The following is a 26,014-nucleotide window of genomic DNA, read 5'->3' as shown; positions in this document are numbered from 1 at the left end:
CGCCGCGGCCCCCCGTTGTTGGGGTGGTTTCTTCTTGCCCACGCGCCGCGGGGGGGGCGGGGGGGGGGGGGGGCCCCCCCCCCCCCCCCCCCCCCCGCCACTCGGGACCCACATCGTGGCCGAGGTGTTGGGAGACCGCGTGGAGCAGGCCGGGCACGCCGGCCTGCTCCACGCGGGGCTGGTGAGTTGTCACTTGTTCTCTTCGCCGTCCTTGCCGTGCTTGCCAGCGGGCTTTCCGGACTGGTGATCCTGGTTCTGCGGGGACTTCCCGAAGTCCTTCTTCCCCGCGTGCTTACCCTTGCCGCCGTCGTTGGACCCGCCGCTGCCGCCGGAGCTTCCGCCCTTGCCGGTGCCCCATCCCATGGAGTTCTCCCATCATCTGATCGCGATGCTCGCCGTGGTGTCGTCGGTCGTGCGTCGCCGCCCTGGGGAAGTAACCCGTCGGCGAGGGCGTCCGACTAATCTCAATCGGGATGTCCACAACGGTAGGCGTCCGGGATCTCAGTCTGAAGTGACCACCGGTACAGGTACGTTGGCGCGAACTCCCGAAGAGTGGGGGATCTCATGCGGTCAAGCTCACACGAAACCCTGACTGTCGGTCAGGGTCGGATTTCACGTGTGCGATCCGGCGCTATCTCCGGGTACGTCTTTCGGGTGATACGCGAACAGCACGGCTGCACGCAGGACGAGTTCGCCGAGTGCCTGGCAGTCTCACCGGACACGATCGCCGGTTGGGAGAGCGGCCGACGTCCTCTGACAGCCGTGCCCGTCGGCCAGATGCTCGCGCATCGCCACCGGCTGATGCACATGGGCACCGCCCCCGTGCTCCTACAGACACTGGAACGGGCCTTCGAGGCAGACATCATCCTCGCGGATGCGCTTGAGGATCGAGCCTCGACGTGCAACAGCCCACTCGGATCGATGGTGCTGCAGCGAGACCTCGTAGAGATTCTCATGTGGCCGCTCGGCGGTGCGGCACCGAAGGCCGTGCGTGGCCTGCCGCCTCCACCACGTCCGCGAAGGGGGCCGGTTCCGGGCGGGCCGGAGCTGGCCGTCTCCGACCGCATCCGGTTCTTCGCCGGCATGCGGCAGAAAGCCGAGGAAGCTCGGGGGACGGACCACTTCCTTGTGCGGCGCCAAGCGCTGTACCTCGCCGGGTACGACGACCGTGGTGACACCCGGGACTGGCTCGCTCACCAGCAACGAACCGAGAAGCCGGACGATTGGCTGACCGGCTGGCTCAACTCCCGTTCCGTCGCCATGGTCTCCGCCCGTCACGGTGACCTCGACCGCATGAGCCACTTCATCGACACCGAGCTCGCCGACGAGGAGGGTGCCATCGCGAACCTCAACTATTGGGCCTACTGGATTGGTGAGGTCCCGTCCCTCGAACTCTCGGATGACTTCATTGCGGCCCGGGTACCGGGCCAGTGGGCAGGTGACAAACTCCTCACCCACCTTGCCCAAGGTCTCATGCCCCAGCACGGGTACGTCGAGCTCAACATCCACACGGTGTGGTCGCTGCTTCAGCTGCGGCCCAACCTGCTGCGCTCCGGAACCGTAGCCCGAGCACTACGTGAACGGCTTCCGGTGATGTTGGATGATGGGGAGCTCTCGCGGCGGGGGCGGCGCGAGCTCGACAGTATTCGCTACGCGATCCGCCTTTCCGAGGCGTGAGAGGAGCCGGAGGATGACGGACGACCTGACCTCGGTGGCGAGGTTCCTGTTCGAAGCCGGGACGCTCAAGCAGACCAAGCGCACGGGTTGGTGGATGGCAGGAGTTCGCGACCCGGAGTCGGTCGCCGAACACTCCTGGCGGACCGCGCTGATCGCATCGGTCATCGCCAAGCTCGAAGGAGCTGATCCGGCTCAAGCCGCTTTCCTTGCGGTCTGGCACGACTCGCAGGAAACGCGCACCGGGGACGTCAACCACCTGGGGAAGAAGTACGCATCGGGTGCGGACCCGGCGGCCGTGACGGCCGACCAGGTCGCCGGCATGCCGACGATCCTGGCCTCGGCCATTCAGGACCTTGTCGCGGAGTACGAGGGGAAGCAGACGCCGGAGGCGGTGTGTGCCCGGGACGCGGACAAGTTGGAGTGCATGATCCAGGGCGTCGAGTACAAGGCGCAGGGTTACGCCAACGCGCAGCGGTGGATCGACAACAGCCGCGGACGGCTCACCACGAAGTCCGGCAACGCCCTCGCCGAAGCGATTCTGGCGAGCGACTCCCTGGATTGGCTCCGTGCTGCTCTCGGTGAGAAGCCGCTCGACGGCGGGCGGAAGGAGCAGGATGGCGATCGAGGCTGAGCTCAAGGCGGTCGTGCGTGACCCGGAAGGCGTGCTCGAGCAGTTGGAGGGTCGGTACGGTGTCGGCCGGGCCGAGGTCTACCGCGACACTTACTACGACGCGCTGGACGGCAGCCTGATGGGTGCCGACCGTGAACTGCGGATCCGCACCGTGCACGGCCCGGATGACACGCGCACCGTGCTCACCTACAAGGGCGCGCGGGTGGACGAGGCCTCCGGCTCGAAGCCGGAGGCCGAGACGAGGGTCGAGGATGCCGGGGCTGCGCACGAGATCGTGCGAGGCCTGGGTTTCGTGTCGCGCATCGCGTTCGAGAAGCGGTGCCGTAACTACGCCTTCGAGCGTGATGGCCGTCGGGTGCTGGTCACTCTCGTACGCGTTCCCGAGCTGGACGACGCGACCTTCATCGAGGTCGAGACGGCGGCTGCAACAGAGGTCGAACTCGCTCCGGCGCTCGCTCTCGTGCGTGCTGTGATGGCTGAACTCGGCATCGAGGAAAGCGATTTGACCACGGCGCTCTACACCGATGCGGTCGCGGCGGCTCGGCCTTGCTGATCGGGCCCGCCCTCCCATAAGGGGGGCGGGCCCACTGCTCACCGCTGCGCTTCCTGCGGCCACGGCGCTTCGACCGGCACGCCTCGCTGCTGCGCATAGGTGACGACGTCGGCGGTCCCGCCGTAGCCCCGGGCGGGCAGGCCGTCCCAGACGGCGAGGAGCTTGTCGACCTGCTGGACCAGGAGTTCGCTCCCGGCCATGTGGGCGGCCGAGTCGGACTCCACGAGGCCGGTGCCGTGAACAGCTGCGGCGCTCTCCAGTAGCCGGTCGTAGACCGGGCGATGCCAGTTCGGCAGTCCGTCGCGGTATCGATCGGCGGGGATGACGACCTCCAACTGCGCACCCCGTTCGAGCGCGATCTCGGCCAACCAGGTGTCCGGCCCGTCTGCGATGCACGACACGACGGTGAGACCGCTCGGCTCCTCGCTCGCGAGCGAGGAGCCGAGCAGTTGTCGGACCTGCTCTTCGATCTCGGCTGTCAGCCCCCGGTGGCCGGTGATTCCGATCCGCATTCCGTGTCACTCCAACCGTGCGGCGCGCTCGTCCAGTTCCCTGACACCGGGGACGGCGCGAAGGCGGTAGAGCCGAGCCCGCATGTCGTTGACTGCGTCCTGGACCTTGATGGAGCGGATACCGTCGGCGCACTCGAGGAAGTCGTTCCAGGAGACGAGGGCTCCGTCGACGTCGTCTTGGCGGAGACGGACGGTACCGAGGTCGGCGAGGACGATCGCGCGGGTCCGGCGGCGGTCGAGTCCGTGGATATCGAGCGCGTGGTGGAGGTGCTCCTGCGCGCTGTTGTAATCGCCGAGCCGGGCCAGGATCATGCCGGACTCGTGGGCCCACCGGCCGATGCTGTAGTGCGAGGCCCATGACGGGCCCGGGGTGTCGGTGGCCTGTTCGATCGCGGTCTGCGAGGCGGAGAGTGCGGTGGTGGCGGTGCGGCGGTCTCCGTCCAGCGCTGCGGCGTTGGCGAGGGTGGCCTGGTAGTAGGCGAGGGCTCGGGGTGCGTCGAGCGTCTTGGCCTGGTCGACGCACTCTTCCGCTATCCGGACGGCGGTGGGCCTGAAGCCCAGGTCGATGGCCTGGACGGCCAGGCCGCGCAGGGCGGTGGCTGCCAGCTCGGCATCGCCGGCCTCGGAAGCGAGGCGGAACGAGTGGGCGTAGTACTGCTGGGCGGCGTCCTGGTTGCCCTCGTCCTGGGCCATCCAGCCGGCCAGGTGTACGAGCTGAGCGGTCGCGGCGAACAGCTCCCGGCCGACGGCTTCGGTCCAGGTGCCGTCCAGCCAGGGTGCGACGTCGTCGTGGAGATAACGGACGGCGAGATGGCGCGCGTGCCCGCCGCCGAGTTCCGCCGCCGCATCGCCCAGAGACTTCGTCATCTGCCGGATGGCGGCAACCTCGCCATAGCCGACCTGGACTTTGCCGCCGGACTTGAGCCGCACGCGCCGCAAGACGGCGTCAGGGTCGGGCAGTCCCAGTGCCGCAAGCGCGTACGCGCTGGAGGCGGCCATGAATCCCCGGCGATCCACCACGTCCCTCCGGCTCAACTCGATGACGGAATCCACGGTATCCCCAGCTGCGGTCTCATCCTGACCGGTTGACGGGCTGCTGACCGTTTCTGCTAGATCGATGCCCAGAACCGAGATCAGGTAAGGCATCCAGTACTTGGGAACGCGTCCACCGCGTTCCCAACGGGAGACCTGCCCACGGTCCGGTCCCGGGCCGCCCTTGCCTTCTGCCGCGCCGAGCTCGCGACCGAGTCTGGGCTGCGACCAGCCTTTCCTTTCCCGTGCATTCCTGATCAGGTCTGCGACTGTTGCGGATCCCCCTGACACGGTGTTCTCCCTCGGACCGACACCTGGCCCACAGCGGCCGACAACTGGCCGACATCTGGTCCACACGCTGGCACCTTATCTGTCTGCGTACACGGAGGTTGACTGAGAGTAAGAAACTGCTGGTGCGTCGGTGTCTCGGCAGTCGCCGAGACACCGACGTCTGGCTCTGTGCGGGCATCTGTTCTGCCCCGGCCAGCTTGGAGGAACCATGGTGGTCAGCCCACTGAGTAATGCTCGATTTCCGGTGCCGCTGGAGTGGGGGGTGCCGCCGGGGCCGGATGCGGTGCCGGCGGCGCGGCGGTTGGTGGTGGCGATTCTGCGGGAGTGGGGAGTGCCGCTCACGGGCGATGCGCTGCAGGAGATCGAGCTGTGTGCGAGTGAGGTGATCGCGAATGCGCTCCTGCACACGGAGGAGCGGTGTGCCGTGTCCGTCCACTGGCGTAATGGGCGGGTGCGGGTCGAAGTGGCCGACCGGCAGCCGGAGTTGCCACGGCGGGATCGCGACGCCGAATCGACCGGTGGGCGGGGGTTGTTGCTGGTGGAGGCGCTGGCCCACGCGTGGGGGTGGCGGCCGGCGGACCGAGGCAAGGTGGTCTGGTTCGAGTATCAGGCGGATGCCGAAGCGCCGTGCCCCACGCACGGGTGGGGCACGGCGCTCGAACTCCACGCCGTCTGTGAGGTGGCGTAGTGGGGACCGCCGCCCGACTCGTGTGGTGGGTGCTGTTCTCCGCCGCCGGGTGTGACCGTTAGGCGGATTCCAGGGTTTGCTTCATGACCTGGGCGCCGCGACTGACCCGCAGGCGGACCTGGTCGGCCATGTCATTCGGCAGGACGTCCGTGGTCCACACCAGGCGGCAGCGGCCCTCGGCCGCTGGGAAGACCTGGAAGGAGGCGTGGTGGTGGGTCAGCGGGATCTTGAAGCCTTCGACGGCCGAGTAGGCCAGCCGCCTCAACTCGTCGTCCACGCTGACGATCAGCTCGCGGATCACCGCGCCGCCGGGCGTGGTGAGGTAGCGGACGTCACCGTCCATCCGAGTGTCGAGGACGTAGCCGGGGATGAGGCGCTCGTGCACCGCGCCCACGTCCCGTACGGCGTCCCAGACGGATTCCGCGTCGGCTTCGATCAGGACGTCTTCGACGATGGTGGCGATGCTTCCCAACTCCCTCAGGCGGTACCGAAGAAGCTGTCCAGGATCCGTTGCGCGGCCAGCCCCGCCGGCAGCGTACCGGCCCGCACCTGGGCCTCCAGTTCCGGGGTGAGCCGCCGTACCTCCGGGTGCTCGTGCAGCCGCGCGTACAGCTGGTCGTGGACCATCGCCCACGTCCACTCGACCTGCTGCTCGCGCCGCTTGGTCGCCAGCGCGCCCGTCGCGTCCAGCACCTTGCGGTGCTGCTGCAGCCGCTCCCACAGCACGTCCAGGCCGGCCCCGTCGAGGCCGCTGCAGGTCAGCACCGGCGGCGTCCACGCCGCGTCCGGCGGCTGCAACAGCCTTAGCGCGCCCGCGAGTTCGCGCGCCGCAGCCTTCGCGTCGCGCTCGTGCGGGCCGTCCGCCTTGTTGACGGCGATGACGTCCGCCAGCTCCAGGACGCCCTTCTTGATGCCCTGGAGCTGATCGCCGGTCCGCGCCAGGCTGAGCAGCAGGAAGGTGTCCACCATCCCGGCCACCGTCGTTTCCGACTGCCCGACCCCCACCGTCTCGATCAGTACGACGTCGTACCCGGCCGCCTCCATGACCACCATCGACTCCCGGGTGGCCTTGGCCACGCCCCCGAGCGTCCCGGAGGTGGGCGACGGCCGGACGAACGCGGCCGGATCGACCGCCAGCCGCTCCATCCGGGTCTTGTCGCCCAGGATGGATCCGCCGGTCCGGCTGGACGTCGGGTCGACGGCCAGGACGGCCACCCGGTGTCCCAGCCCGGTCAGCATCGTCCCGAAGGAGTCGATGAAGGTCGACTTGCCGACACCGGGCACCCCGGTGATGCCGACCCGCACCGCCCCGCCCGCGTGCGGCAGCAGCCGCTGGAGCAGCTGCTGCGCGAGCACGCGGTGGTCGGGCCGGCTGGACTCGACGAGGGTGACGGCGCGCGCGATCCAGGCGCGCGAGCCGTCCAGGACTCCCGTCACGTAGCTGTCGAGGTCGATCGTCCGCGGAGGCATGGCGATCAGACCGTCACAGCTCGTGGCCGAGCTCGGCCGCCAGTGCCGTCAGCAGGTCGAAGGCCGCGTCCGGGATCACCGTGCCCGGGCCGAAGACGGCTGCCGCGCCGGCCTCGTACAGGGCTTCGAAGTCCTGCGGCGGGATGACGCCGCCGACCACGATGGTGATGTCCTCCCGGCCCGCCGCGGCGAGTTCGGCGCGCAGCGCGGGCACCAGCGTCAGGTGCCCGGCGGCCAGCGACGAGACGCCGACGATGTGGACGTCCGCCTCGACGGCCTGGCGGGCGACCTCGGCCGGGGTCTGGAACAGCGGGCCGACGTCGACGGTGAAGCCGAGGTCGGCGAAGGCGGTGGCGATCACCTTCTGGCCGCGGTCGTGGCCGTCCTGGCCCATCTTGGCGACCAGGATGCGCGGGCGACGGCCTTCGGCCTGCTCGAACCGCTCGACCAGGTCGCGGGTGCGCTGGAGGGGAGCCGACGGGCCCGCTTCGTCTCGGTACACACCGGAGATGGTACGGATCTGGCCGGAGTGGCGGCCGTACACCTTCTCCAGGGCGTCCGAGATCTCGCCGACCGTGGCCTTCGCCCGGGCCGCGTTGACGGCCAGGTGCAGCAGGTTGCCGTCCAGCGAGCCGCCGCGCTGCGGACCGGCCTCGGCGGCCGCCGTCAGCGCGCGCAGAGCGTCCTGGCACTGCGCCTCGTCGCGCTCCTCGCGCAGCCGGCGCAGCTTCTCGATCTGCCGGGCCCGCACCGCCGAGTTGTCGACCTTGAGGACGTCGATCTGCTCGTCGTTCTCGACCCGGTACTTGTTGACGCCGATCACCGGCTGGCGGCCGGAGTCGATCCGCGCCTGGGTGCGGGCGGCGGCCTCCTCGACGCGCATCTTGGGGATGCCCGCGTCGATGGCCTTGGCCATGCCGCCGGCCGCCTCGACCTCCTGGATGTGCTGCCAGGCCCGGGCCGCGAGGTCCTGGGTCAGCTTCTCGACGTACGCCGAGCCGCCCCACGGGTCGATGACCCGGCAGGTGCCGGACTCCTGCTGCAGCAGCAGCTGGGTGTTGCGGGCGATCCGGGCGGAGAAGTCGGTCGGCAGCGCGAGCGCCTCGTCGAGGGCGTTGGTGTGCAGCGACTGGGTGTGGCCCTGGGTGGCGGCCATCGCCTCGACGCACGTCCGCGTCACGTTGTTGAACACGTCCTGGGCGGTCAGCGACCAGCCGGAGGTCTGCGAATGGGTGCGCAGCGAAAGGGACTTGGCGTTCTTCGGGTCGAACTGCTTGACCAGCTTGGCCCACAGCAGCCGGGCCGCGCGCAGCTTGGCGACCTCCATGAAGAAGTTCATGCCGATCGCCCAGAAGAACGACAGCCGCGGCGCGAAGGCGTCCACGTCCAGGCCCACGTCCAGGCCCGCGCGCAGGTACTCGACCCCGTCGGCCAGGGTGTAGGCGAGTTCCAGGTCGGCCGTGGCTCCGGCTTCCTGGATGTGGTAGCCGGAGATGGAGATCGAGTTGTACCGGGGCATCTTCTGCGAGGTGTACGCGAAGATGTCCGAGATGATCCGCATCGACGGCTGCGGCGGGTAGATGTAGGTGTTGCGGACCATGAACTCCTTGAGGATGTCGTTCTGGATGGTCCCCGCCAGCTTCTCCGGCGGTACGCCCTGCTCCTCGGCCGCGACGATGTACAGCGCGAGCACGGGCAGCACGGCGCCGTTCATGGTCATCGACACCGACATCTTGTCGAGCGGGATGCCGTCGAACAGCTGGCGCATGTCGTAGATCGAGTCGATGGCGACGCCCGCCATGCCGACGTCGCCGGTGACGCGCGGGTGGTCGCTGTCGTAGCCGCGGTGGGTCGGCAGGTCGAAGGCGACCGAGAGGCCCTTCTGGCCGGCCGCGAGGTTGCGGCGGTAGAAGGCGTTGGACTCCTCGGCGGTGGAGAAGCCCGCGTACTGGCGGACGGTCCACGGCTGGTTGACGTACATGGTCGGGTACGGCCCGCGCAGGTACGGGGCGATGCCGGGGTACGTCTCCAGGAAGTCCAGGCCTTCGAGGTCGGCCGCGGTGTACAGCGGCTTGACGCCGATGCCCTCGGGGGTGTCCCAGACCTGCTCGTCGGCGGCCTTGCCGGTGGACTGCTGCCAGGCGGCCTGCCACTGGGCGTCGGTGACGTCTCCGGCGGGGGAGTCGGCGGGGGAACCGGCGGAGGAGTCGTCCAGCCCGATTCCGGTGAAGTCGGGGATCATCGCGCCACTCCAATGAGGTCCAGCAGGGAGGTCAGGACGGCGACCGCGTCCCCGCCCGCGTAGATGAACTCGTCCACTCCGGCGGGTACTTCGGCCGGGCGGCCGGCCAGCAGCACGCGCTGGGCGCCCGCCTCCTTCAAGGCTACGGCGACGGCCGAGGCGTGCTCGCCGTACAGGGCGTCGCTGGAGCACAGGCAGGCGACGGCGGCACCGGAGTCCCGGAACGCCGCGGCGAACGCGGCCGGGTCCACCGACGCGAGCGAGGAGGTCGCGATGCCGCCCGCCTGGAACAGGTTGGCCGCGAAGGTGGTGCGCGCGGTGTGCGCGGCGGCGGTGCCGATCGAGGCCAGGAACAGCGCCGGACGGGCGCCGGTCGCCGCGAGGTGCGCGTCCGAGCGGTCCCGCAGCGCCTCGTACGCCTCGGCACGGCGCACCTGCGGCAGCCCGCCGCCGTGCGGTCCGCCGGTGTGCCCGGCCGGGGCCGGTTCGCGGACCAGCGGCTGCTCGTCCAGGTTCGGGAACTCGCTGACGCCGGTGACGGGTTCGCGCCGCTTGGCGAGCTTGGTGGAGCGCTCCGCCCAGGTCGCGGCGATCCGCTCGCCGACCAGACCGGACGCGAGCGCCGCCTGCTGGCCGCCGGCCCGCTCGATCTCCTGGAACCAGGCCCAGGCGGCCTGGGCCAGCTCCTCGCCGAGCTGCTCGACGTACCAGGAGCCGCCGGCCGGGTCGATCACCCGGGCCAGGTGGGACTCCTCCAGCAGGATCGACTGGGTGTTGCGGGCGATCCGGCGGGCGAAGGCGTCGGGGAGGCCGAGCGCGCTGTCGAAGGGCAGCACGGTGACGGCGTCGGCGCCGCCGACTCCGGCGGCGAGGCAGGCGACGGTGGTGCGCAGCATGTTCACCCACGGGTCGCGGGCGGTCATCATCACCCGGGAGGTGACGGCGTGCTGGCGCTGCGCCGAGGCTTCGGCACCGGCCCCGGAGACCTCGGCGACACGGGCCCAGAGGCGGCGTGCGGCGCGGAACTTGGCGATGGTGAGGAACTGGTCGGCGTCCGCGGCGAAGCGGAACTCCAGCTGGCCGAGCGCGGCGTCCACCGACAGGCCGGCGGCGGTCAGCGCGCGCAGGTAGGCGACGCCGGTGGCGAGCGCGCAGCCAAGCTCCTGGGCGGGGGAGGCGCCGGCCTCGTGGTACGGCAGGGCGTCCACGGTGAGGGCGCGCAGCTGCGGGTACCCGGCGGCGCAGCGGGCGGCCAGCGCGGCGGCCTCGGCGAGCAGGGCCTCGGTGCGGTCGGCGGAGCCGGTGCGGGCCTGGAGGCCGAGCGGGTCGGCGCCGAGGTTGCCGGCGGCGTCGCCGGGGGAGACCTCGCGCTCCTCGTAGAGCTTGAACAACTGCTCGGCGGCGGCGGTGAATTCGGGCCCGGCGTCGAGCGCCACGGCGGCCAGGTCCAGGTAGACCCCGGTGAGCGCCTCGGGCAGGGCGGCGACCGGCAGGCCCGCGTCGCCGAGCTCCAGCCAGAGCGAGCCGACACCGTGCTCCAGGTCGGCCAGCACGGCCTCGTTGGTGCGCCGCCGGTCCGGGTCGGCGTGGCGCTGGCGTACGTCCCACCCGGCGACGGCGGAGCCCTGCGGCCGGCCGCCGCGGACGAACGGCGGGAATCCGGGGTAGCCGGCCTCGACCGAGGTGTTCTCGGCGGTGTACAGCGGGCGGGCGCGGAGCCCGTCCGGGAGCGCGGTGGTGAGCGCCTGCTCGGCGGCGGCGCCGTCCTCGGGCTGGGCGCCGGACTTGCGCAGCACGCCCTCGACGAGCTGCTGCCACTGCTCACGGTGCGCGGCCGGGAACTCGGCGGCGAGGGGGAGCCTTTCGGGCGGGACCTTCATGTCCGCAGGTTAGCGCCCGTCAACGGAGCGGAAGGAGGGGCGTCGCGTGTGACCTTGTTCTCGATTTTGGCGTACGTCCGGCCCGGGGCCAGCACTCCGCCCGGCGGGGAGTGCCACGAGGGGGATGCAGGAGGGGCGGGAGTGCCCGGAACAGGGGGATTGCGGAACCCCGCCCCTCATCTATTAAGTTACTTCGAAGAAGGCGGGTGGGGGCGGCATCCCCCGTACGGCCCCGCCCGTCCTTCGCCGTCCCGGGACGCGCCGTGCGCGCTCCCGGGCGCTGTCGTACGTGCCTCCGGGCGCCGTCGTACGCGCCTCCGGACGCCTCGGATGAACGTGCGGACGTCTCCCCTCCGTTCCTCCAGTGTCACCGCACGTCCCCGCCCGTTCCCCCGAAGGAGTGCCCACCGCGATGGGAAAGCGCCGCAAGCCCAGCCCCCCGAGCCGGGCCCGCATGGCGGTCCTCACCACGGCGATGGCCGGCGGTGCGGTGCTCGCCGCCGGAACCGCCCACGCCGAGCCGGCCCCGAGCCTGGCCTCCGTCAAGGAGCAGGTGGACAAGCTCAACGAGGAGGCCGAGCAGTCCATCGAGCAGTACAACGGCTTCCAGGACAAGCAGCAGAAGCTGCAGGCCGACGCCAACCGGATCCAGGAGAAGGTCGCCCGCGGTCAGGACGCGATGAACGAGCTGCGCACCCGGCTCGGCGCCGTCGCCGCCGACCAGTACCGCAACGGCGGCATCGACCCGTCCGTCCAGCTGATGCTCGACTCCGACCCGGCCGGCTACCTGGAGCGCGCCTCGGCGCAGAACCAGGTCGCCGACACCCAGACCGCCCTGCTCAAGCAGGCGCAGACCGAGCAGCGCAAGCTCGACCAGGACCGCGCCGAGGCCACCGCGACGCTCGCCCAGCTCGACTCGGTGGGCACCGAACTGGCCGCCAAGAAGCAGCAGATCCAGACCAAGCTCGCCCAGGCCCAGGCGACGCTCAACAAGCTGAGCGCCGAGGACCGGGCCAAGGTCAACGCCCAGCAGGCCGCCGAGAAGGCCAAGGCCGAGGCCCAGCAGGCGGCCGCCGCCGACCGCGCCTCCCGCTCGGCCGCACGCCCGGACATGAACACCCCGGCCCCGCCGCCGGCGGCCGCCAGCGGCCGCGCCGCGGCGATCGTCCAGTTCGCCTACGCCCAGCTCGGCAAGCCGTACCAGTGGAGCTCCACCGGCCCCAACAGCTTCGACTGCTCCGGCCTCACCGGCGCCGCCTACCGCGCGGCGAACGTCAAGCTCTCCCGGATCTCCCAGGACCAGTGGAACGACGGCCCGCGGGTCGCCCGCGCCGACCTCCAGCCCGGTGACCTGGTCTTCTTCTACGAGGACATCCACCACGTCGGGATCTACATCGGCGACGGCAAGATGATCCACGCGCCGCGCACCGGCAAGAACGTGGAGGTCCTGCCGATCTCCGCGATGCCCTACATGGGCGCCGTCCGCCCGTAACGCCCGTAGTAGGAGGCGCTACGGGTGCGGCGCGCAGGCCAGCAGGTACGGCAGCGCCGGCAGCGTCAACACCCCGAGCCGCCAGGCCAGTTGACGCCGTCGTCCGCCGCCGGGCCGGGCCAGGCGGCGGACCCGGGCCAGTGCCCCGGTGGAGGCGACTCCCAGCGAACCGCCGGGAGTTGACCCGGAGGCCGCCCCAGAGGTCGCCAACGCGCAGAGCGCCGAGGCCAGTTCGCCCCGGGACACCTCCGCCAGCGCCGCGTCGTCCGCCGCCATCTCCAGCAGCAGGGCCACCTCCGAGCGCCCCAGCCGGGCCAGCGGCAGCGGCCCCAGCAGCAGGGCGAAGGTGTCGGCGGGCAGCCGGAACAGGTGGTGGCGGCCGCGGATGTGCCCGTGCTCGTGGGCGACGGCCGCGGCCAGCTGCCGCTCGTCCAGCAGCCGCAGCGCCCCACGCGACAGCACTATCCGGGAGCGCCGGCCGGGCAGGCAGTAGACCGTCGGGTGGGCGTGCTCCAGCACCAGGGCGCCCCAGCGCCGGTCCGGTACGGCGACCATGTCCAGCACCGCCCGGTGCCGCCGCCGGACCCGCCCGGCCCGGACGCCGACGGTGGCCAGCAGCCCGGTGAGCACCGCCCCGACGGCGGCGAGCAGCCACCAGTCGTGGGTGTGCGGCAGCACCGGCCCGGTCGGTTCGAGGTGCGGGAACAGGCCGATCAGCCCGGCCGGCTCGTGCGCGGCGGGCTCGAGCGCGTGGTGCGCCGCGAGCACCAGGGCGACGGTGAAGGAGGCCATCAGCGCCAGCCAGAGCGCGGCGCCGAGGGCGGGACGGGCCTGGAGCCGGGCCTGGAGCCGCGCCGAGCCGGCCAGCCGGCGGGGCAGCAGCACGCCGGTCGCGGCCAGGTAGAGGCCGAGCAGGGCGAGCGTCACTCGGCGTCCCGGGTCTTCACCTGTTCGAGGGCGGCGAGCAGCGCGGAGGCCTCGTCCCCGCTGATCCGGTCGACGAAGTGGAGCAGCGCGCCGGCCCGGTCCGTGGTGGTCTCCAGGGCCTGGTGCATCAGCTGGGCGGTGTACGCCTCCCGGGTGCAGGTGGGCTCGTACACCCAGGCGCGGCCGACCTTGTCCCGGCGCAGCCAGCCCTTGGTGTGCAGGATGTCGGCGACGGTGGTCACGGTGGTGTACGCGACCGCCCGTTGCTGCTGGAGGTCGTCGACCACCTCGCGCACCGTGGCCGGACGGCCCCAGGACCACAACCGGTCCATGATCTCGGCCTCGAGATCGCCGAAACCCCGTAGCACCGCCCTCGTCTCCCTCGCCGCACCGACCGCCGGCGCCGTTCGCCCGCTGGAACGCGGCCCATCGTACGGCGAGCGCACGGAACGCGCCGGGCGCCCGCCCCTTGGTCGAAGGGACGGGCGCCCACGGAGTCCGGGCGGTGCCCGGGTGGTGCTCAGGTCGTGCTCAGCTGGTGTCCGACGTGCTCGAAGACGTGCCTCGAAGACGTGCCTCGAAGATGTGCAGGACCCAGCGGGACGGCGCTCAGGACAGCCGCCGCCCCAGCGGCACCTTGGAGCGGGTGAACAGCGCCGCGAGCAGTCCGGCCACCACCGGCAGCACCAGCACCACCAGCAGCAGTTCCCCCCAGGGCGCGGCGAGCAGCATCCCCTTCGAACCGAACCCGCTGGCCCGGGACTTCAGCAGTCCCACCGCCGGGACGAATCCGTTCGCCGCCCCGAGCAGCGCCCCGAGCAGGGCGATCAGCGCGCACTGGAGGCCCGCCATGGTCCGGCGGATCCGCGGCGGGGCGCCGACGGCGGCCAGGGTGGCCTGGTCCTGCCGGGAGTCGGCGGCCGCGAGCCCGGTGGCGATCCCGGCGGCGCCGAGCACGACCAGTCCGGCGAAGCCGCTGAGCGCCAGGGTGAGGGCGTCGCCCTTCGACTGGTAGCCGCGCTCGACGGTCAGCTCGGCGTAGTGGTCCAGCCGGGCGGCGGCGGCCGCGGCCCGCTGCTGGGCCTTGCGGTCGGGCGGGGTGGCCGGGCGCCAGACCGCGCCCTGGGGCGCCGAGGCGAGGCCGAGCTTGGCCAGCGCCGTGGTCGGCATCAGCCCCTGGGCGTAGCGGGCGGCGTCCGGGTTGTCGACCAGCACCGCGTCCACCGGGACTTCCTGGAGGTCGGGCTTGGGGATCTGCCCGGGCTGCAGCGGGCCGCTGCCGCCCCCGCGCAGCAGCATGACGGCCTTGCCGTCGGCGCCGATCAGCGACCGGTCGAAGACCAGCAGCTTCCCGGCGGCCAGCGCCTGCTCGGCTGCCGGGTCGCGCACGTCGAACAGGTTGTGCAGGACGGTGGCGTCGCCGGTGGCGAGGTGCGGGTTCCCCACGAGCTGGCGCAGCTCCACCGGGCCCTTGAGGGTGACGGTGCTGGAGCAGTTGTCGCAGAACTTGTAGACGGCCTGCCCGAGTTCGGCGCGCGGGCCGAGTCCGGCGAGCTGCTTCTCCACCTCGGCCGGCAGCTGGGCGCTCTGCGGCCCGTCGCTGTGGGTGATCAGCTGGACGGCGCCGTACGGGGCCTCCGGCCGGTAGTCGCGCCGGTTCTCGGCGTCGGTGCTGGTGCTGTACACCCCGATGGCGACGGCTCCGGCGACGGCGGCCATCACCGCGGCGACGGCCGGTGCGGTGCGCGAGCGGTTGCGGGCGGAGTCCCGCAGCGCCAGCCGGGGGCCGAGCGGCAGCCGTCCGGCGAACCGGCCGAACAGGGCGACCAGGACGGGGGTGCAGGCGAGCAGGCCGAGTTCGGCGGTGACGGAGCCGCCCAGCACGGTGAGGGTGCGGGTGTCGTAGGTGCTGACCACGGGCAGGCCGCGCTGGACGGCGCCCGCGCCGTACATCGCGAGCGCGCCGCCGCCGAGGAGCAGCACCACGCCGAGCACGGTGACCAGGCGGTTGGGCGCCTGGACGGAGTCCCGCCCGGTGAGGCCGGCGGTGACGCTGCGCCGGGCGGCCTGCCAGGCCGGCAGGGCGGCCGCGAGCAGCGCGGTGAGCAGGCCGATCCCGGCGATCGCCGGCAGGTCCAGCGGGGAGAGGGCGAAGTGGCCGAAGCGGGCACCGCCGACCTGCTCGATCACCGGTCGCAGGGCGGCGACCAGTCCGGTGCCGGCCGCCACGCCGAGCGCGGCACCGGCCAGGCCGAGCACCAGGCCGCCGCCGAGCACGACGGCGCCGATGTGGGTGCGCCGGCCGCCCGCGGCGCCGAGCAGGGCGAGCTGGCGGCGGGAGCGGCGGGCGCCGACCGCGAAGGCGGGCCCGGCGAGCAGGGCGACCTCCAGCAGCGCCATGCCGGTGACGGTGGCGACGACGACCTTGGTGCTGTTGCCGCCGGCGGGGTCGCGGTAGACGGTCGAGTCCCGGTAGTAGGGGACGGCGCCGGAGGGCGGCGGGTCGAGCGCGACGGCGCGCGCGGTGAGGGTGTAGCCGTGGGCGTTGAACGACTGGACGGCGGCCCAGTCGAGGGCGGCCCCGCCCGGGAGGTGCACCAGCCAGGAGCTGTGGCCGTTGCGGCCCGACTCGGGGGCGGGCTGTCCGGGTTCCGCCGCGGCGGCCAGCTGGTCGAGCAACTCGCCTGGCCGGGCGACGAGTTCGACCCGCTTGAGGTCGTCCGGGTGCTCCACCAGTCCGGTGATGCGGAAGGTGGTCCGCTCCAGCCCCTGGACGGTGGTGTCGCTGCCGAGCCGGAGCCCGGAGTGGTCCAGGAAGGCCTGGGTGACGGCGATCTCGTGCGGCGCGCCGGGCGCGCGGCCCTCGACCAGGTCCATCCGGCCGCGCCAGACCGGGTCGCCCAGGTCGGCCTCGGTGGTGAGGGTGCGGACCAGGCCTTCCGGCGAGGTCGCGCCGGTCTCCGGACCGGTCCGGACGGGGGTGAGCGCGCTGCCGGGCGGCAGCAGCGAGCCGACCAGGACGGTCGGGTCGGTGCTCGCGCCCTTGAGCTGCTCGGGCGTGGGCTGCTGCCCGGGGCGGGCCCGGACGGCGAAGGCGCCGTCCTCGGCGACCGGGGCCTGTTCGACGGCCTGGCCCGGGCTGAGCGCGGTGACCAGCGCGTCCGCGCCGCCCACCACCCGCTCGACCCGTTCGGCCGGGGTCAGTTGCCCGCTGCGGTGGACCACGTCGGCGCCGGTGACGCCGAGCACGGGCAGCGCGATCATGGCCAGGATCAGGGCGCTGCGCCCCTTGGCCCGCAGGGCGTCGCGCCGGGCCATCCGCAGCGCGACCTTCCATGCTCCGATCCTCACCGGGCCACCTCGCCCAGGGAGTTGGAGCGGTGGACGGCGGCCTGGCAGCCGCCGGAGCGGCGTCCGACGCTCTCCGAGGCGACCGCGCCGTCCCGCAGGTGGACCACCCGGTCGGCCCAACTGGCGTGCGAGGCCTCGTGGGTGACCATCATGGCGGCCGCCCCGGCGTCGCAGCGGGCGCGCAGCACGGCGAGCACGGCGTCGCCGGTGGCGGAGTCGAGCGCCCCCGTGGGCTCGTCGGCGAGGACGAGGCGGCGCTCGCCGATCAGGGCGCGGGCGATGGCGACGCGCTGCTGCTGGCCGCCGGACATGTCGTCGGGGAAGCGGTCGGCCAGCTCGCCGATGCCCAGCTCCTCCAGGGCGGCGAGGGCCTCCCGGCGGGCGGTGCGGCCGGAGACGCCGTCGAGTTCGCGCGGCAGGGCGATGTTCTCGGCGGCGGTGAGCGCGGGGATCAGGTTGTAGTCCTGGAAGACGTAGCCGACGGAGCGCCGCCGCAGGTCGGCGAGCTTGCCCCGGCTGAGGCCGCCGAGGGTCACGCCCTCGACCAGCACCTCGCCGCCGCTGGGCAGGTCCAGTCCGCCGGCCAGGGTGAGCAGGGTCGACTTGCCGGAGCCGGAGGGCCCCATCACGGCGACGAACTCGCCGGCGTGGACGGTCAGGTCGACCTCGCGCAGGGCGTGCACCTCGGCGGCGCCGCGGCCGTGCACCCGGGAGACCCCGGCCAGCTGCAGGACGGGCGCGGGTCGGCTCGGATCGATGTGGGACATGCTTCCCCCTCGTGAGCTGTTCAGCTGCATATGTCGGTGAACTATATATGCCGGGGAAGGATGCACAAGTCGTCACGGTTTTGGTCAAGGTTCTACAAAGCTGTCGAAGGTCAGCCGAAAAGGTGACACGGGCCCGGCGCGCCGGGTCTATGCTTTGGGAGGTTTGAAAAGGCACCTCGTTCGGTGAGGCGTCTTCACGGACACAGGCCACTGACCCGACGACGTCGAGAGACGCCCAGGTTCAGGACAGGTCTTCCCGAGTTAAGGGTTGACCCCAAGTGGCTTCCGGCCGATCCGGCTGGACACGCCGTGGAGTGCCAAAGCTCTGACGAGTTGGGGTGTACCGGTCCTCGATGGCCGGTGTGCTCCTTGCCGTGTCGTGATGCGGCGCACAGACGGTGCGCCCCCGACCGGGAGGAGGCGAGAGACATGGACTGCGATAGTCCGGGCCACAGTAGCCCCTACCTCCGCATGCTCTCGAACACCTCCGGCACGCGGTAACAACCTTCCCTGCGCGTTCACCCGGCGATTCGTCCTGCGCTCAACCATGCCTCGACGCACGCCGCCTGACGCATCGTCAGCATCCTCATGCCCGCACGGCCGCCGCCGCTCAGCGTCGCCGTACGGCGTGGATGCCGTGCGCCCGTGGGGAGGATTGCCGCTGCGTGCCCCCTGACGCCCCCTCAAGGTAGGGGGAGGGAGGCCACCGCCATGACCAACGTGATGCTGGACCCGAAGGTTCCCACGGTCCCCACCGCCCCCGCCGCTCCCGCCGCCGCCAAGTCCGCGGTCCTGGACGACGCCCACGTCGGCGACATCAAGGGTGCGCTCGGCACCATCCGGCTCGACGACACCACCCCCCGCAGCGGACTCTCCGCCCGGCTCAAGACCCTGCTCGCGATCGTCGGCCCCGGCCTGATCGTGATGGTCGGCGACAACGACGCGGGCGCCTTCTCCACCTACGGCCAGGCCGGCCAGAACTACGGCACCCAGCTGCTGTGGACCCTGCTCCTGCTGGTGCCCGTGCTGTACGTCAACCAGGAGATGGTGCTGCGCCTGGGCGCCGTCACCGGCGTCGGCCACGCCCGGCTGATCCTGGAGCGGTTCGGCAAGTTCTGGGGCGCCTTCAGCGTCATCGACCTGTTCCTGCTCAACGCCCTCACCCTGGTCACCGAGTTCATCGGTGTCACCATGGCGGCCGGGTACCTGGGCCTGCCCAAGGTCCTCTCCGTGGTGCTGGCGGCGGCGATCATCATCGCCTCGGCCTTCACCGGCTCCTTCCAGCGCTTCGAGCGGGTCGCCATCACGCTGTGCGTCGGCTCGCTGCTGCTGGTCCCGATCTACTTCATGGTCCACCCCAAGACCTCGCAGATGGCCCACGACTTCGTGACGCCGCAGATGCCCGGCGGCGCCGGCCAGCTCGCGGCCGTCATGATGGTCATCATCTCGATCGTCGGCACCACCGTCGCCCCCTGGCAGCTGTTCTTCCAGCAGTCGTACGTCATCGACAAGCGGATCACCCCGCGTTTCATGAAGTACGAGAAGGTCGACCTGTGGATCGGCATCGCGATCGTGATCATCGGTGCGGCCGCGCTGATCGGCCTCACGGCGGCGGCCTTCGCCGGCACCGACGGATTCGGCCAGTTCTCCGACACCGCGGCCGTGGCCAAGGGCATCGAGGACAAGGCCGGGCACCTGGCGGGCGTGCTGTTCGCCATCGCCCTGCTGGACGCCTCGATCATCGGCGCCTTCGCCGTCTCGCTCTCCACCGCCTACGCGATCGGCGACGTCTTCGGCATCAAGCACTCGCTGCACCGCGGGGTCAAGGGCGCCAAGGGCTTCTACGCCGTCTACGCCGGCCTGGTCGCGGTCGCCGCGACGATCACCCTGCTGTCCAACGGCTACACCCAGGGCCTGATCACCCAGTTCGTCCAGGTGCTGGCCGGGGTGCTGCTGCCCTCCGCCACCGTCTTCCTGCTGCTGCTCTGCAACGACAAGGCCGTGCTCGGCCCCTGGGCCAACGGGCCCAGGACCAACGCCTTCACCTCGACGGTGGTCGGCGTGCTGGTGATGCTCTCGCTGATCCTCACCGCCTCGGTGGTCTGGCCGGACATCAGCTCGGGCGCGATCCTCTGGATCATGGCCGGCTGCGGCGTGGCGGGGGTCCTGGTCGCCGGGTACTTCTTCACCGCCGGCCGCACCGGCACCAAGGAGGACCCGATCGACCGCACCGGCCGGGAGAACTGGCGGATGCCCCCGCTGGAGACCCTGGGCCGGCCGGTCATGTCCACCGCCCGCAAGGTCGGCATGGGCGCCCTGCGCGCCTACCTGCTGATCGCGATGATCATGGTCATCATCAAGGTCGTCCAGACCGCGCTGAACCACTGAGCCGCCGAGCGGAACCCGTACGGACGGGTGGCGGGCAGCGGCCCGCCACCCGTCCGTTCCTTTTGCCCGCGCTCCCCCCGCCCGCTTTCCCCGTGGATCCTCTGGAGGAGGTGCCGTCGTGCACACCCTGACCACCGTCGAGTTCCTGGTCCGGCTCGCCACCGGCGTCGCCTGCGGCGCACTGATCGGCATCGAGCGCCAGTGGCGGGCCCGGATGGCCGGCCTGCGCACCAACGCCCTGGTCGCCGCCGGCGCCACCCTGTTCGTCCTGTACAGCGAGGCGGTCGGCGACACCGGCAGCCCCACCCGGGTCGCCTCCTACGTCGTCTCCGGCATCGGCTTCCTCGGCGGTGGCGTGATCCTGCGCGACGGCGCCGGCGTGCGCGGCCTCAACACCGCCGCCACGCTGTGGTGTTCGGCCGCCGTCGGGGTGCTGGCCGCCTCCGGCAAGCTGGAGCTGGCCGCCCTCGGCACCCTGGCGGTGCTCGCCGTGCACCTGGTGCTGCGCCCGGCCGGCCGGCTGCTCGACCGGGCCCCGCAGTCCGGCAGCGACCCGGACTCCTTCTCCCGGGCCACCGTCCACCTGGAGTGCGACCGCAAGTCCGAGACCCACATCCGCGCCCTGCTGCTGCAGGCCCTGACCGCCTCCGGCCTCGCCCCCACCGGCCTGCGCGCCCGGCGCACCGAGCAGGGCGACGCCACCAACCTGCGGGCCACCGTGGCGATCAGCGGCCAGGTCGCCCCCGCGCTGGAGCAGGTCGTCTCCCGGCTCTCGCTGGAGCCGGGCGTCCGGGACCTGCACTGGCACCTGGACGACGAGTCGGACGACCCGAGCAGTCCGGCACTCGCCTGAGCCCGTCGAGGTGGTCGAGGTAGTAGAACGGAAGGACCGTCACGCGTACCTTCCGGGAGCCGTCCGATGCCGAGAGCCGCCGTCCGATGCTGAGAGCCGACCCCGAGCACGGGCCGCTGGTGCCGATGCTGCTGGTGCTGACCCTGGTCACCGGGGTGGTGGACGCGGTCAGCTACCTGGCACTCGGGCACGTCTTCGTCGCCAACATGACCGGCAACGTGGTCTTCCTCGGCTTCGCCCTGGCCGGCGCCCCCGGTCTGTCCGCGACCGCCTCGCTGGCCGCCCTGGCCGCGTTCCTGCTCGGCGCGCTGGCCGGCGGGCACCTGGCCCGGCGGCTGCCCGGCCACCGGGGCCGGCTGCTGACCGCCGCCGTCGCCGCCCAGGCGGTGCTCGTCGCCGTGAGCACCGCGCTGGCGGCGGCGCTCGGCCACGCCACCGAGCCCGCCCGCTACGCCCTGATCGGCCTGCTCGCCCTGGCCATGGGCGGCCAGAACGCGGTGGTCCGCTCGCTCAAGGTCCCCGACCTCACCACCACCGTGCTCACCATGACCATCACCGCCCTCGCCGCGGACCGCACCGGCCCGCGCCGGTTCGCCTCGGCGGTCTGGATGTTCGCCGGCGCCCTGCTCGGCGCCGTGCTGGTCCTGCATGTCGCCGTCCCGGTCGCGCTGGCGCTGGCCCTCGCGCTGCTGGTCGCGGTGGCGGTCCTCACCCGCCTCGCCGCCAGGGCCGTCCCGGCCCCGGCCTGGACGGCGCGCCGCTGAGCAGGCGACGGATCCTCGCGGAGTTCAGTCCTCCCGGCGGTGCCCGGCGCGGCCGCTCCAGAGCGGCTCCAACCGGGCCCAGTCGGCGGTCCAGCCGGCTTCGGCCCGGCGGTCGAGCGCCTTCAGCCGCAGGCGCAGCCCGAGGGTGAGCAGGGCGGACAGGACGAGGAGGGCGCCGGCCCCGGTGCAGGCCGCGGAGACGGCGAGGGCGGCGGGGTCGAGCGGGGGAGTGGTGACGTTGCCGTCGGGGTCGACCCAGATGGGGACGACGGAGCCGCTGACGGCCGAGCCGGGGGCCTCGACGGTGCCGGTGTGCGGGGTGCTGCCGGGATAGCTCCAGGAGGCCTCGACCTCGACCCGGTCGCCGTAGCCGCCGGAGAACCGGCTGGTGGAGGCCGCGTTGCGGGTGTTCCCGGAGCTCCCGGCGGTCACCACGGCGTCGATCCGGTGCGCCCGGGCCCGGTCGGTGTCGGCCTGCGGCGCGGTCGTGTGGAAGAGCAGCAGCGCGCCGCCGACGGAGAGGGCGGCGGCCAGCAGCCCGCCGACCACGGTGAGCAGCCAGGCGCGGGCGCGGGACCGGTCGAGGGGGCGCGCCAACGGTTCGTGCCGGGCGCCGAGGGCCCGCCGCAGCTGACGTCCGGTTCGCCGCGGGCGCGACGCGGGCCGGGCCGGGCGGGGTGTGCTGGGCACGCTGAGGTCTCCTCAAGGATGCGGGCGCGTACGGGGTTTCATCACCCAATCTCCACCCGACCGCCCCCCTCGCACAAGAGTGTGATGCACCCGTGGTGCCGCTCGGCCCTGTCCATCCGGGACGTTCGGCCCTCGGCAGCGGTCGGCGGCCCCGGCAGGCTGGAGTGCGGCCGCGCCCCCCGTGCCTGGGCGCGGCCCCCGGGCCGGTGACCGTGGGGGTGCCGGGCCGCGGTGCGGAGCAGGGGGCGGTCGTGCGGCCGCCTCCTGCCCGCCCCTGTCCACGAGTTGACGTTTCGCCAGGTCAGGGGATTGTTCTCCGCAGATATACACTCGGTGTATATCCCTGGTGTATGGTCCTCCGCATGAGTGTTCCTTTGACCCTCCTCGGGCTGCTGGAGCGGGAGCCGAGTCACGGCTACGACCTCAAGCGCGACTACGACTCCTTCTTCGGCCGGGGCAAGCCCCTCCCGTACGGCCAGGTCTACGCGACCCTCGGCCGACTGGCCCGCGACGGCAAGGTGATGGCCGGTGAGGCCGAGCCCGGCGACGGGCCCGAGCGCAAGCGCTACGTCATCACCGAAACCGGGGCGACCGAGTTCGAGACCTGGCTCCAGGAGCCCGTCGCCCCCGAACCCACCCTGCAGTCCGTGCTGTTCACCAAGGTGGTGCTGGCCCTGTTGCTCGACCGCGACGCCGAGCTGTACCTGGACACCCAGCGGGCCGCCCACCTGCGCCGGATGCGCGAGCTCACCGAACTGCGCCGCAACGGCGCCCTGGTGGACGCCCTGCTCGCCGACCACGGCCTGTTCCACCTGGAGGCCGACCTGCGCTGGATCGACCTGACCGCCGCCCGGCTCGACGCCCTCGCCGCGGAGGTGCGCGCATGACCCCCGTCATCGAGGCCCGCGACCTCGCCCTCGCCTTCGGCGAGACGCCCGCCCTGCGCGGGGCCAGCCTGTCCGTCCAGGCCGGCGAGGTGCTCGCCATCATGGGCCCCAGCGGCTCGGGCAAGTCGACGTTACTGCACTGCCTGGCGGGCATCCTGGTGCCCGACGCGGGCGAGGTGTTGTTCGAGGGGCAGCGCCTGGACCGCATGAGCGAGGCCCAGCGCAGCGCCCTGCGCCGCGACAAGTTCGGCTTCGTCTTCCAGTTCGGCCAGCTGGTACCGGAGTTGACGGCCGAGGAGAACGTCGCCCTGCCGCTGCTGCTGAACGGCGTCCGCCGGGGCGCCGCACTGGCCCAGGCCCGCCCCTGGTTCGCCCGGCTCGGCTTGGACGGCCTGGAGCAGCGCCGCTCCGGCGAACTCTCCGGCGGCCAGGCCCAACGCGTGGCGCTGGCCCGCGGCCTGGTGGCCCGGCCGCGGCTGCTGTTCGCCGACGAGCCGACCGGTGCGCTGGACTCGCTCACCGGCGAGCAGGTGATGGAGCTGATGGTCGCCTCGGCCCGGGAGGAGGGCACCACCGTCATCCTGGTCACCCACGAACCGCGGGTCGCCGCCTACGCCGACCGCGAGGCGATCGTCCGCGACGGCCAGGCCCGTACGCTCTCCGCCGGATCGGTGGCCCCGTGATCGCCTTCTCGCTCCGGCTGGCCGTCAGCGGCGGCCGGGAGGCCGTGGCCCGGCTGCTGATGATCGCGGCGGCGGTCGCGATCGGGGTCGGGCTGCTGCTGTCGGTGTTCTCCAGCATGAACGCGATCGACCGCACGAACGCCCGGCAGGTCTGGATGAACACGGGGGCCAAGGGCGCGACGGCGGCCGCCCCGGCGGACCCGCTCTGGTGGCACGCGCGGATGGACTACTACCGGGGGGAGACCGTCTTCCAGGCCGACCTCGCCCCGACCGGGCCCACCTCGCCACTGCCGCCCGGGCTGGGCCGGTTCCCCGCGCCCGGCGAGTACTACGCCTCCCCGGCGCTGGCGAAGCTGCTGCGCGAGACCCCGGCCGTCGAACTGGGCGACCGCTTCCCGGGGCGGCAGGTCGGCACCCTCGGCGAGGACGCGCTGCCCTCCCCGGACACCCTCGCGGTGGTGGTCGGCCGCACCGCCGACGAGGTCCGGGCGATGCCGCGGGCCGCCCGCGTCACCAGCATCGCCACCGCGCTGCCCACCGACTGCGAGTACGACTGCTACGGCGCGGGCGTGCACGGGGACGCGCTCGTCCTGGTGCTCACGGTGGTGGCCGCCGCGCTGATCTTCCCGGTGCTGATCTTCATCGGCACCGCCACCCGGCTGTCCGCCGCCACCCGCGAGCAGCGCTACGCCGCGATGCGGCTGGTGGGGGCCACCCCGGGCCAGGTGTCGGTGATCTCGGCGGTGGAGTCCACCGTCGCGGCGGTGGTCGGCACGGTCGTCGGCTTCGGTCTGTACTTCGCACTGAAGCCGCTGGTGGCCGACGTACCGTTCACCGGCGCCCGCTTCTTCGCCTCCGACCTGAGCCTGACCCTGCCGCAGGTGGCCGGGGTGGTGCTGGGCGTGCCGCTGGCGGCCGCGCTCGCCGCCCGGTTCGCGCTGCGCCGGGTCACCATCTCGCCGCTCGGGGTCTCCCGCCGGGTCACCCCGAAGCCGCCGAGCCCCTGGCGGCTGGCCCCGCTGGTGGTCGGTCTCGCCGAGCTCGGCTACTTCGTCGCCGATCACCCGAAGACCACCAACGGGCAGTCGCTGGCGTACCTGAGCGGCTTCGTCCTGGTCATGCTCGGCCTGGTGATCGCCGGTCCGTGGCTCACCATGGCGACCGCCCGGGCGGTCGCCCGGCGGACCAGTCGGCCGGCCACGTTGATCGCCATGCGTCGCCTGGGGGACGACCCGCGGGCCGGGTTCCGCTCGGTCGCCGGTCTGGTGCTCGCGCTGTTCGTCACCACCGCGACGCTGGGCATCATGAGCACCATCAACGTGAACCGGGGTTCGATCGACGGCGCTCCCGAGGTCCGCAAGGCGGTCGTGGCCACCCCGCTGCTCGGCCCGGAGCGGCCGGCGGTGCTCCCCTCGGTGCCCGACGGGGTGACGGCCCGGGCCCGGGCCGTCCCCGGCTTCGAGGGAATGGCGCTGCTGCACGACAACCCGGCCGGGATCGGTGCGTCGCAGTACGGCCGGGAACGGCTGGTGCCCGTCCTGGTCCGCTGCTCGGAACTGGCGCAGATCCCCGCCGTCGGCCACTGCGCGCCCGGGGCCGTGGTCGCGGCCGTCGACCGGAACGGTGTCCTGGACCTGCAAGCGCACCCGGACAAGGAGTGGCCGGCGGCGCCGGTCTCCGCCGAGGAGGTCGCCGCCCTCCCGGTGTTCATCGTCTACGCGACCACCGACGACTCCCAGGCGGCCAAGGAGCAGCTGCGGACCCTGTTCACCGGGGCGTTCCCGGCGTACGTGACCAGGATGGCCGAGGACTACTCCTCCGAAGGACAGAGGAGGGTCCAGGGCTGGCGGCAGCTGGCCGACGTGGTGCTGCTGACCACCCTGCCGGTCGCCGGGTGCAGCCTCGCGGTGAGCGTGGTCGCCGGACTGTCCGACCGCAGGCGGCCGTTCGCGATGCTGCGGCTGACCGGCGCACCGCTACGGCTGCTGCGCCGGGTGGTCGGACTGGAGAGCGCGCTGCCACTGCTGGTGGTGTCGGCGCTCGCGATCGCGACGGGCTTCGCCGCGGCGGCGATGTTCCTCAAGGCCCAGATGGGCTACGACCTGGTGTCGCCGGACCTCACGTACTACGCGCTGACCGGCTTCGGCCTGGTCGCTTCGCTCGGCATCATCGCCTCGACCCTGCCGCTGCTGCGGCGGATCACCGGGCCGGAGGCGGCCCGCAACGGCTGAGCGTT

The 26,014-nt window shown here is 72.5% G+C and carries 23 protein-coding genes and 1 riboswitch; of the genes, 11 read left to right on the top strand and 12 right to left on the bottom strand.

Features of this window, described 5'->3' with window-relative positions; all coding sequences use genetic code 11:
- Window positions 1-189 precede the first annotated feature (189 nt).
- Window positions 190-363, bottom strand: a complete 174-nt coding sequence (locus ACFVXG_RS35475; RefSeq protein WP_387933667.1) for a hypothetical protein — start codon at window positions 361-363, stop codon at window positions 190-192.
- A gap of 201 nt (window positions 364-564) precedes the next feature.
- On the opposite strand from ACFVXG_RS35475, the gene ACFVXG_RS35470 reads away from it, so the two are divergent.
- Genes ACFVXG_RS35470 through cyaB form a run of 3 tightly spaced genes read left to right on the top strand, consistent with a single transcriptional unit; the run spans window position 565 to window position 2,861 of the window.
- Window positions 565-1,677: a helix-turn-helix domain-containing protein gene (locus tag ACFVXG_RS35470; RefSeq protein WP_387933665.1), complete on the top strand. Its 1,113-nt coding sequence runs from the start codon at window positions 565-567 to the stop codon at window positions 1,675-1,677.
- A 13-nt stretch (window positions 1,678-1,690) separates the two neighbouring features.
- Window positions 1,691-2,308, top strand: a complete 618-nt coding sequence (locus ACFVXG_RS35465) for an HD family hydrolase (RefSeq protein ID WP_387933663.1) — start codon at window positions 1,691-1,693, stop codon at window positions 2,306-2,308.
- A complete protein-coding gene (cyaB, locus tag ACFVXG_RS35460; protein WP_387933662.1) occupies window positions 2,292-2,861 on the top strand; it encodes a class IV adenylate cyclase in 570 nt (189 codons plus the stop codon). The genes ACFVXG_RS35465 and cyaB overlap by 17 nt, the downstream gene beginning before the upstream one ends.
- A 38-nt stretch (window positions 2,862-2,899) precedes the next feature.
- Here cyaB and ACFVXG_RS35455 read toward each other — a convergent pair whose 3' ends face one another.
- Window positions 2,900-3,373, bottom strand: coding sequence for a hypothetical protein (locus tag ACFVXG_RS35455; protein ID WP_387933661.1), 474 nt, complete (start codon window positions 3,371-3,373; stop codon window positions 2,900-2,902).
- A gap of 6 nt (window positions 3,374-3,379) precedes the next feature.
- The gene (locus ACFVXG_RS35450; RefSeq protein ID WP_387933659.1) at window positions 3,380-4,240 is read right to left on the bottom strand and encodes a tetratricopeptide repeat protein; all 861 of its coding nucleotides are present in this window, start codon (window positions 4,238-4,240) and stop codon (window positions 3,380-3,382) included.
- Window positions 4,241-4,904: 664 nt separating this feature from the next.
- Between ACFVXG_RS35450 and ACFVXG_RS35445 the strand changes: the two genes are divergently transcribed.
- On the top strand, window positions 4,905-5,384 hold the full coding sequence (locus ACFVXG_RS35445; RefSeq protein ID WP_387933657.1) for an ATP-binding protein: 480 nt from the start codon (window positions 4,905-4,907) through the stop codon (window positions 5,382-5,384).
- Window positions 5,385-5,442: 58 nt separating this feature from the next.
- Here the strand turns inward: ACFVXG_RS35445 and ACFVXG_RS35440 are convergent, their stop codons facing one another.
- Genes ACFVXG_RS35440 through ACFVXG_RS35425 form a run of 4 tightly spaced genes read right to left on the bottom strand, consistent with a single transcriptional unit; the run spans window position 5,443 to window position 10,976 of the window.
- Window positions 5,443-5,856 carry an SRPBCC family protein gene (locus ACFVXG_RS35440; protein WP_387933656.1) on the bottom strand — a complete coding sequence of 138 codons (414 nt, stop codon included), beginning with the start codon at window positions 5,854-5,856 and terminating at the stop codon, window positions 5,443-5,445.
- Window positions 5,857-5,861: 5 nt separating this feature from the next.
- Window positions 5,862-6,854, bottom strand: coding sequence for a methylmalonyl Co-A mutase-associated GTPase MeaB (gene meaB, locus ACFVXG_RS35435; RefSeq protein ID WP_387933654.1), 993 nt, complete (start codon window positions 6,852-6,854; stop codon window positions 5,862-5,864).
- A gap of 13 nt (window positions 6,855-6,867) precedes the next feature.
- Window positions 6,868-9,096 carry a methylmalonyl-CoA mutase gene (scpA, locus tag ACFVXG_RS35430; RefSeq protein WP_387933652.1) on the bottom strand — a complete coding sequence of 743 codons (2,229 nt, stop codon included), beginning with the start codon at window positions 9,094-9,096 and terminating at the stop codon, window positions 6,868-6,870.
- Window positions 9,093-10,976, bottom strand: coding sequence for a methylmalonyl-CoA mutase family protein (locus tag ACFVXG_RS35425; RefSeq protein ID WP_387933650.1), 1,884 nt, complete (start codon window positions 10,974-10,976; stop codon window positions 9,093-9,095). The genes scpA and ACFVXG_RS35425 overlap by 4 nt, the downstream gene beginning before the upstream one ends.
- 412 nt (window positions 10,977-11,388) lie before the next feature.
- Between ACFVXG_RS35425 and ACFVXG_RS35420 the strand changes: the two genes are divergently transcribed.
- Window positions 11,389-12,468 (top strand): NlpC/P60 family protein, encoded by a 1,080-nt coding sequence (locus ACFVXG_RS35420; protein ID WP_387933648.1) that lies wholly within the window; start codon window positions 11,389-11,391, stop codon window positions 12,466-12,468.
- Window positions 12,469-12,486: 18 nt separating this feature from the next.
- Here ACFVXG_RS35420 and ACFVXG_RS35415 read toward each other — a convergent pair whose 3' ends face one another.
- The 4 genes from ACFVXG_RS35415 to ACFVXG_RS35400 form a co-directional block, all read right to left on the bottom strand.
- On the bottom strand, window positions 12,487-13,395 hold the full coding sequence (locus ACFVXG_RS35415; RefSeq protein WP_387933646.1) for a M56 family metallopeptidase: 909 nt from the start codon (window positions 13,393-13,395) through the stop codon (window positions 12,487-12,489).
- Window positions 13,392-13,763: a BlaI/MecI/CopY family transcriptional regulator gene (locus ACFVXG_RS35410; RefSeq protein WP_350506409.1), complete on the bottom strand. Its 372-nt coding sequence runs from the start codon at window positions 13,761-13,763 to the stop codon at window positions 13,392-13,394. Before ACFVXG_RS35410 ends, ACFVXG_RS35415 begins: the two co-directional genes overlap by 4 nt.
- A gap of 241 nt (window positions 13,764-14,004) precedes the next feature.
- The gene (locus ACFVXG_RS35405) at window positions 14,005-16,746 is read right to left on the bottom strand and encodes an FtsX-like permease family protein (RefSeq protein ID WP_387933645.1); all 2,742 of its coding nucleotides are present in this window, start codon (window positions 16,744-16,746) and stop codon (window positions 14,005-14,007) included.
- Window positions 16,743-17,513 carry an ABC transporter ATP-binding protein gene (locus ACFVXG_RS35400; protein WP_387933643.1) on the bottom strand — a complete coding sequence of 257 codons (771 nt, stop codon included), beginning with the start codon at window positions 17,511-17,513 and terminating at the stop codon, window positions 16,743-16,745. Before ACFVXG_RS35400 ends, ACFVXG_RS35405 begins: the two co-directional genes overlap by 4 nt.
- A 168-nt stretch (window positions 17,514-17,681) precedes the next feature.
- Window positions 17,682-17,858, top strand: a riboswitch (M-box (ykoK) riboswitch).
- A gap of 378 nt (window positions 17,859-18,236) precedes the next feature.
- Here ACFVXG_RS35400 and ACFVXG_RS35395 point away from each other — a divergent pair.
- The 3 genes from ACFVXG_RS35395 to ACFVXG_RS35385 all read left to right on the top strand — a co-directional run bounded on the left by ACFVXG_RS35395 (window position 18,237) and on the right by ACFVXG_RS35385 (window position 21,518).
- Window positions 18,237-19,901, top strand: a complete 1,665-nt coding sequence (locus ACFVXG_RS35395; RefSeq protein ID WP_387933674.1) for an NRAMP family divalent metal transporter — start codon at window positions 18,237-18,239, stop codon at window positions 19,899-19,901.
- Between the two features lie 118 nt (window positions 19,902-20,019).
- A complete protein-coding gene (locus ACFVXG_RS35390; RefSeq protein WP_387933641.1) occupies window positions 20,020-20,754 on the top strand; it encodes an MgtC/SapB family protein in 735 nt (244 codons plus the stop codon).
- Between the two features lie 86 nt (window positions 20,755-20,840).
- Entirely contained in the window at window positions 20,841-21,518 is a 678-nt protein-coding gene (locus ACFVXG_RS35385; protein ID WP_387933639.1) for a YoaK family protein, read from the top strand.
- A 24-nt stretch (window positions 21,519-21,542) separates the two neighbouring features.
- Here the strand turns inward: ACFVXG_RS35385 and ACFVXG_RS35380 are convergent, their stop codons facing one another.
- Window positions 21,543-22,208: a hypothetical protein gene (locus ACFVXG_RS35380; protein WP_387933637.1), complete on the bottom strand. Its 666-nt coding sequence runs from the start codon at window positions 22,206-22,208 to the stop codon at window positions 21,543-21,545.
- 362 nt (window positions 22,209-22,570) lie between these two features.
- Here ACFVXG_RS35380 and ACFVXG_RS35375 point away from each other — a divergent pair, with 362 nt between their 5' ends.
- From ACFVXG_RS35375 to ACFVXG_RS35365, 3 genes are read left to right on the top strand one after another with little or no spacing between them, the layout of a single operon-like run.
- A complete protein-coding gene (locus ACFVXG_RS35375) occupies window positions 22,571-23,095 on the top strand; it encodes a PadR family transcriptional regulator (RefSeq protein WP_387933636.1) in 525 nt (174 codons plus the stop codon).
- Window positions 23,092-23,778: an ABC transporter ATP-binding protein gene (locus ACFVXG_RS35370; RefSeq protein ID WP_387933634.1), complete on the top strand. Its 687-nt coding sequence runs from the start codon at window positions 23,092-23,094 to the stop codon at window positions 23,776-23,778. The genes ACFVXG_RS35375 and ACFVXG_RS35370 overlap by 4 nt, the downstream gene beginning before the upstream one ends.
- Window positions 23,775-26,009 carry an FtsX-like permease family protein gene (locus tag ACFVXG_RS35365; protein WP_387933632.1) on the top strand — a complete coding sequence of 745 codons (2,235 nt, stop codon included), beginning with the start codon at window positions 23,775-23,777 and terminating at the stop codon, window positions 26,007-26,009. The genes ACFVXG_RS35370 and ACFVXG_RS35365 overlap by 4 nt, the downstream gene beginning before the upstream one ends.
- Window positions 26,010-26,014: the final 5 nt, after the last annotated feature.

Origin of the sequence: Kitasatospora sp. NPDC058162, from assembly GCF_042884005.1 — a bacterium.
Lineage (GTDB): Bacteria > Actinomycetota > Actinomycetes > Streptomycetales > Streptomycetaceae > Kitasatospora.
The sequence above is the reverse complement of the archived record's forward strand: the minus strand, read 5'-3'. Positions and strand labels throughout refer to the sequence as shown.

Excerpts from the sequence above, each read along its gene's own strand:
- ACFVXG_RS35455 (WP_387933661.1), bottom strand. The coding sequence starts at position 3,373 with ATGCGGATCGGAATCACCGGCCACCGGGGGCTGACAGCCGAGATCGAA.
- ACFVXG_RS35395 (WP_387933674.1), top strand. The coding sequence starts at position 18,237 with ATGCTGGACCCGAAGGTTCCCACGGTCCCCACCGCCCCCGCCGCTCCC.
- ACFVXG_RS35465 (WP_387933663.1), top strand. The coding sequence starts at position 1,691 with ATGACGGACGACCTGACCTCGGTGGCGAGGTTCCTGTTCGAAGCCGGG.
- scpA (WP_387933652.1), bottom strand. The coding sequence starts at position 9,096 with ATGATCCCCGACTTCACCGGAATCGGGCTGGACGACTCCTCCGCCGGT.
- meaB (WP_387933654.1), bottom strand. The coding sequence starts at position 6,854 with ATGCCTCCGCGGACGATCGACCTCGACAGCTACGTGACGGGAGTCCTG.
- ACFVXG_RS35445 (WP_387933657.1), top strand. The coding sequence starts at position 4,905 with ATGGTGGTCAGCCCACTGAGTAATGCTCGATTTCCGGTGCCGCTGGAG.
- ACFVXG_RS35400 (WP_387933643.1), bottom strand. The coding sequence starts at position 17,513 with ATGTCCCACATCGATCCGAGCCGACCCGCGCCCGTCCTGCAGCTGGCC.
- ACFVXG_RS35450 (WP_387933659.1), bottom strand. The coding sequence starts at position 4,240 with ATGACGAAGTCTCTGGGCGATGCGGCGGCGGAACTCGGCGGCGGGCAC.
- cyaB (WP_387933662.1), top strand. The coding sequence starts at position 2,292 with ATGGCGATCGAGGCTGAGCTCAAGGCGGTCGTGCGTGACCCGGAAGGC.
- ACFVXG_RS35475 (WP_387933667.1), bottom strand. The coding sequence starts at position 363 with ATGGGATGGGGCACCGGCAAGGGCGGAAGCTCCGGCGGCAGCGGCGGG.
- ACFVXG_RS35425 (WP_387933650.1), bottom strand. The coding sequence starts at position 10,976 with ATGAAGGTCCCGCCCGAAAGGCTCCCCCTCGCCGCCGAGTTCCCGGCC.
- ACFVXG_RS35470 (WP_387933665.1), top strand. The coding sequence starts at position 565 with ATGCGGTCAAGCTCACACGAAACCCTGACTGTCGGTCAGGGTCGGATT.
- ACFVXG_RS35370 (WP_387933634.1), top strand. The coding sequence starts at position 23,092 with ATGACCCCCGTCATCGAGGCCCGCGACCTCGCCCTCGCCTTCGGCGAG.
- ACFVXG_RS35375 (WP_387933636.1), top strand. The coding sequence starts at position 22,571 with ATGAGTGTTCCTTTGACCCTCCTCGGGCTGCTGGAGCGGGAGCCGAGT.
- ACFVXG_RS35385 (WP_387933639.1), top strand. The coding sequence starts at position 20,841 with ATGCTGAGAGCCGACCCCGAGCACGGGCCGCTGGTGCCGATGCTGCTG.
- ACFVXG_RS35420 (WP_387933648.1), top strand. The coding sequence starts at position 11,389 with ATGGGAAAGCGCCGCAAGCCCAGCCCCCCGAGCCGGGCCCGCATGGCG.